Here is a 5,832-nt window from a genome sequence, read left to right as displayed (position 1 = left end):
CCGATTCTTCGTCCCGTCTCATCCTCGGCAAGCCCAAAAACCGACTGCCGAATCCGCCTTTTCGGTGTCACTCATTTTCCACGACCTGCACCGTTCACGCTTCGGGATCAAGAATCCTGAGGCTTGTCCACGTCTGCAACGCGCGTGATCCCGAGGTCGAGCGGCTGAACGGGATCTACTGAACGCGAAAAGGTGAGTTGGACAGGGCCGCGGATCTGGCCTGCGTTCGGGCCAGTGGAGAGCACGCCACCGAAAGCGCGCACATCGAAGTACCGGGCGCAGAGCGCAGTCTGGAGTTGATCGATTTCGGCCGGTGGACGTTCCTTCGCTTTCTCCTTGTCCCACTTTCCGGCTGACTTGCGATGTGTCGGCAACGGCGGTTTCTGTTCCAAGCAAGCCGCCTCAATGCGGGGATTCAACGGCGATTTCTGCTGAATGAAGATGTCGTTGCCATTTCCACCCGAGCTCAAGACGAAGTTCCGAATCTTGCGCTTCAGGCAAACATCGGAGACAAGACCGCGCATGTCTTGCGGGTCAATGCGCGGTGCGTTGGCGGCGTCGGGGTCGCCGTTCGGGTTGCCGTCTTTGCAGTCAAAGAGGTAAACGAAGTCGTAACGATTTTGGATCACGGTGCTCATGGTTTTCTTTTCGGTTTAGGTTTTGGCTTTGTTCGCGGTGGAATCATTCGTTCTCAGGTGGAAGTTTGTCGGCTTTTTCCTCGATCTCGGCTTCAAGCCGGTCGGCTCGATATTGGGCCAGTTGGCAGTAGTAGCCGAGAGCGAACCTCCCTTGTTCTTCGAGGCCCAGCAAAGGCGGAAAGCCAACACGGCCTTCTGCTTTGTTGACGGCGTCGATCCGGGCGCAAAGCGTCTCAAGCTCCTTTTGCTTGTTCGTGCCGGAACCAGGAAAGCGCGAGTTGGCCTTCTTCAAGTAGGCCGGCACTTTGGTGAAGATCGGCCCGAGCGTGGAGGCGGGCCGAGTCGCCACTCCGCCATAGGTCCGCTCGGCCAGGGACGTGCCCACTTTGCCGAGCGCGACAAGTTGAAGCCTGCCTATGACGGCGAATAATTGGCCGCACAGGTAGGCGATGTCGGTTGAATTCGGATCGAGTTGTTTCAGTTTTTCGCTCATAGTTTTTCGTTTCGTTGGATCGGTTGAATGGTTGCGGACGACATACAGTTTGATGAGGGCAAGCCGGGCGGGATTAAGCTTTGACTCTCCGCCCAAGTTCTGACGAGCCACCGCCGCCGCAAGCAACGACGATGGCAACGCACCTCCGCTTAACGCGGCACGAAACAACTGGGCGGGCAACTGCGTCGGCAATTTCTCGAAGTCCGGCTTGTTCTTTTTCGATGGAACAGTCGTGGCCAGCAAGCCGTAGAGGCCAAATGCTGATCGCAGCCCGCCATCCCGCTCGTGGAGGATGGTCAGGTGGTCAAACCACCCGCGCACGTTGTTTTCAACTTCGGGCACTGTGGATTCGAGCCAATCGCGTACTACGACACGACCGCCGTTGCCCGACAGGCCAAGGAGGTAGTACTTGTTCGCCGCCAGACCGCTCGGAGAAATGCCTTTTAGCGGGGCGCGGAGCAGTTCTGTGACGGCGGCTTGGTCGGCCGTTTCAAGCAGATCGAATGGGTCTTTGTCCGGTTCGCGAGTCCAGTGCAGGTAGATCGCGTCCTCGACACGGTAGCCTTGCTCAATGAGCTTGTTCAATGCGCCGGTGATCTTGGCGTCTTCCGTGAACGACACTGGAGCGTTCAATGCTTTGTCCAAGCCGAAGGAGCGGAAAGCGTCTTTGTCGAAGGAAATGAGATTGGCCCCTGCTGGGGGTGAACCGCGAATACCGTCGATCTTTCCAGCGGTGCTTACGGGCACAACCATCTGACCAGAAGCAAGAGACATCACGAGCCCGCCACTGGCCTGCTGACGTTCCGCTTCACGCCTCTTTCGCCACCAAGCCAGAAGTGCGGGCGAACTGAGAAGCGGCCGGTTGGTTACCTCAAAATCCACATTCTCCGTGGTCTTGCACCCGTTGTCGGTGAGCAACTGGTGAACTCGTTTCAACTCCGCCTGGTTGTTGAGAAATGCCAGCACTGCTTTCAAGCTGGGAGACTCGTCCGGGCAAGCGGCAGCGGCTTCCTTTAGCAGGCTTTGAAAGAACGCAAAGTTGACCTTCCGGCTTTCTGTTTTTTCAGGGTCGTCCGGAATTGGAAACGCCAAAGCACGTTCCAGATTGTCACAGAGAAAATACGCCTGCCCGTGGCCAACGTCATCCGATCTCGAGAACGGACGTACGAGCCGCTTGGGAGCGGGGCGTTTGGCGTTTGGGTCTTCGAGCATCGGAATCACCGAGCCGAGAAGCCTTCCTTCCGAGTCGAGTGGTATGCGCCAGCGAACGGGTGCCAGCTTGAGGTCAGAGTCAAACCCTTCGCGCTCTGCGTAGGCCATTAACGCTTGTACCATCATGCGGCACCTCCGAGTTGGTGCTTGATTTCTGTCCAAGCGGGTATGGTCACGAGACCCTTTTCCAACCTCGCCGGGAAGAAAGTCCTTTGCGGGCTGGCTTGCACTCGCCCCAGCTCGTGCATCATGTCCAGGTCGAACACGTCATAGAGCATCAGCCCGAGGTCGGTGTCCACGTTGGGATTTGGTTCCACGCGCATCGCGGTTTCATCCGCGAGTTCAAAGTCTGCCGGAAATTCACGGCAGCCAAAGCAGGGGCGGGCAAAACATTGGCCACTTTCCGCGCGGCGTCGAAACATGCCGAAGTACTTGGGAGGATTATCGTCGCCGTCGGGTTCGTCTTCGCAAGGCGGTTTGCGACGCGGACGATTGGCGAGCGAGGTCAATTCGAGGCTCGCTTCAATCACGTACTCCACTTCGCGGAGGGCGAGCGTATTGCGCTGAGTGCGGCCCTTGTTCTTGTTTGTCGTGTCGTCAGCGATGATGACTTCGACCGGTTCCCCGTTTGCAGCCGCTTTGAATTGGGTTTCGGAGATGGTTTCCTTGACCTCGTTGCGCCGAATGGAAAGGAAACGGATCGGCTTCCGGACGGCAATGCGATGGACCCGCCATCGGAACTGCGGCTTGTAGAGAATGGATTCGAGCAGACCGCGCGCGGCGCTGGGAGTCATGACGGGATAGCTCACGCGTTCGACCTTCATTTCGGGCCGGGTGAAGCAGGCGAGGTCGCCCCAGGTTCGGAGGTGGATTCGTTCGTTCATACAATCAGGTCATCAGCGGCGTGGTGGGTTGCACCCAGGTCTTCGTCATACTTCGAGGCCCAGGCATACACGGTATTATCGGGCGTGAGCGGGATGATCGCACCTTCGCGTTCGGCGCGCTCAAACTCTCGTTGGTAAAGGTTGACGGTGAAACGCTGGCATTGGCGGGCAAGCTTGCCGTCCAGGTAATGCTGGCTGCGGATAGCCTCGATCAACTTGATCCCCGTGCCAGCCCACGACCCAAAGCTGCCGTTTTCATCGTGCATCGGGACGAGCACCCCGCGCGTTTCATCGCCGATGAGCCGGCAGGCTTCGGCGGCATCCGGAAATTTGAGCTCCTTGCTGGCGCAGTAAACAGGGTCTTGCGCGGAAGATTCACAACCGAGATCGCGGTAAAGACAGGCGAAGTAAGAGCGGTAGGTTTCCGGCAGGTGCAACTTTTCTTCGATGCCGGGATTCGCAGCGAGAAATGCCTCGGTACGCTTGAGTGCAATTTCGTAAGCGCCCGGCGGCAGTCCGCCGTCTGCGGGCCGGAATACATAAACTGGCCGAGCGTCGGAGGAACGTCCCTCGCGATTGCAGCGACCGGCGCTTTGGATGATGGAGTCCAGCGGACCCAGCGCACGCCAGACAACCGGGAAATCCACGTCCACGCCGGCTTCGATCAGTTGCGTGGAAACCAACAGGCATGGCGCGCTGGTGTCCGGATCAAGGCGGCGGCAGATTTCCTTGAGCTTGGCTTGCCGGTGCGCGGCGCACATGCGGGAAGAGAGATGGAAGCAGTGAGCGCCAAACGGGGACTGCTTGAGCAGTTGAAACAGCGTCCGAGCATCCTTGGTGGTGTTGACGACGCAAAGAGCCTGGCGAGGCTGCTCAGGCGCGAGCATCGCTGCGGCGACTTCCTGCCAGGTCAACTCGCGGTCGGTCGGGGCGATCTCAATGTGTGTCCGGCGCATTGTCTCAGCCAAAGCGTCTGCATCTGCGGCGACGGGGGTAGGATTCCACCCGCCATCAATGGCCGAGGCGGCGCACTCGAACGCGGGCTGAGTCGCCGTGCCGAACACTGCCGTGACTCCGAAATCCTTGACGAGCAGGTTCACGGCGGAAAGCAACGAAGGCACGAGTCCGGGCGGCAGCGTTTGCACTTCGTCAAACAAGACCACTGAGCGCGCGATGTTATGAAGCTTTCGGCAGTCGCTGGGCCGATTGCTGAACAGGCTCTCGAAGAATTGGATAGTGGTGGTGACGACGATGGGTGCATCCCAATTTTCCGCCGCCAGCCGAGCGCGACGAAGCCGTGCTTCCTCTGCGTCACGCTCCCGGTCCGATTCGACCGGACGCGGTGCGACTGCGCTGTGGTGTTCAAGGATGTAGTCGGGGCCGAACAGCCATTCCAACGGTCTTCGATACGCTTTGGCGGTCTGCTCAATAACCGTCGTGTAGGGGATCACGACGATGGCCCGCCGGAAACGCCGAGCATCTGTTTCGGGCAGAGCGTGATTATGGTTGACGATGTGTTGCAGGGCGAAGGCCAGCGAAGCCAGCGTTTTTCCGCTGCCTGTGGGCGCTGTGAGAGTGAACAAACCGGGCGGGAGCATTGCTTTGCTCAGGCAATCTTCGAGGAGTTGGCGGCGGCGGCGGTTGACATCGCCCTCGCCTGGCATTGTCCGCAATAAGAGGAGCAATGACTCCAAGCTTTCTCGAGGTCGTAAGGGAATCGAAATTCGTTCGGCTGCCATCGCGGGTTTGAAGTGCGCTTCAGTGTCGAGGAAGTCAGCGTCCACAAGACAGCTAAACAAGAGGCGCGTGTGGAGCGCGGAAGGAAAGCAGTTGGAGAAGGGCTCCGTGCTGCGGCCTATCGACAGATCCATGCCGTCTCCGCGGGCACGCTCGACAAGTGTGGCCGTGGTCTCGGTGATGCCAAACTGCTTCAAGTCGCTGCCTTGTTGATAAGCCCTGAGAAGATTCTGCAATTCGGCGAAGGCCGGAATGCCCTTGTGGTGGCCATCAATTGCAAAGGCACCAGCTTGCGCTCTTGCGCGGTACGCCTCGAACGCGCCAGCGGTCCAGTGGTTGATGCCCGAACCTTGGCCACGCAACCGAAGCTGGAACGCTTGGCCATATTTTCCCAAATCATGCAATAGGCCCACCCGGTAAGCGTCATCCTCGCTGCCGAACGGTACCGCAAACTCGCTGGCTTTCTGTGCGACGTTGACTAGATGAGTGGAAAGTGGCTGCCAGCCGATTTGTTCATCAGCCAAGTCCGTGAGACGTGGCTTGACGGTGGTCTGCTGGCCGTTCTTTAGCGTGTAAAGCGTTCGGCCTTTTTCGTCCTCAGCAGTATGGGCGTAGAACTTCATCAATTTCTCATCGGGATGACGTGGTTCTCGGTCGCGCACGGGGCGCTGCCGTCGCGGAACCAGCCTTCGCCACCACAGAGTGGCTTCGGCCCGGCAGGCGGCCCGACGTAGTCCGGCACGGCGCAGGAAGAATTGGTTCGTTGGTTGTGCCAGCGCCTCCCGTCACCCAGCCTTCGGCCACCCTCTCCCGCAAACAGCGCGGGCGAGGGACGCCAGCCCAGGCAGGGCGTGTAGAACCAGCGGCC

General features: G+C 59.1%; 4 protein-coding genes. All 4 read right to left on the bottom strand.

Annotated features, from left to right (window positions below):
• Positions 1-107: 107 nt before the first annotated feature.
• The 4 genes from FJ398_25395 to cas3 are packed head-to-tail and all read right to left on the bottom strand — an operon-like array spanning position 108 to position 5,587.
• Positions 108-638, bottom strand: coding sequence for a CRISPR-associated protein (locus tag FJ398_25395; GenBank protein ID MBM3841228.1), 531 nt, complete (start codon positions 636-638; stop codon positions 108-110).
• 43 nt (positions 639-681) lie between these two features.
• A complete protein-coding gene (gene cas8c / locus FJ398_25390) occupies positions 682-2,469 on the bottom strand; it encodes a type I-C CRISPR-associated protein Cas8c/Csd1 (GenBank protein ID MBM3841227.1) in 1,788 nt (595 codons plus the stop codon).
• Complete coding sequence (gene cas5c, locus FJ398_25385; GenBank protein MBM3841226.1) at positions 2,466-3,227, bottom strand: type I-C CRISPR-associated protein Cas5; 762 nt, start codon at positions 3,225-3,227, stop codon at positions 2,466-2,468. The genes cas8c and cas5c overlap by 4 nt, the downstream gene beginning before the upstream one ends.
• The gene (cas3, locus tag FJ398_25380; GenBank protein MBM3841225.1) at positions 3,224-5,587 is read right to left on the bottom strand and encodes a CRISPR-associated helicase Cas3'; all 2,364 of its coding nucleotides are present in this window, start codon (positions 5,585-5,587) and stop codon (positions 3,224-3,226) included. The genes cas5c and cas3 overlap by 4 nt, the downstream gene beginning before the upstream one ends.
• Between the last annotated feature and the right edge of the window lie 245 nt (positions 5,588-5,832).

The organism is Verrucomicrobiota bacterium, assembly GCA_016871535.1.
GTDB lineage: Bacteria > Verrucomicrobiota > Verrucomicrobiia > Limisphaerales > SIBE01 > VHCZ01.
Note: the sequence above shows the minus strand (reverse complement) of the source record. Positions and strands in the feature narration are given on the sequence as shown.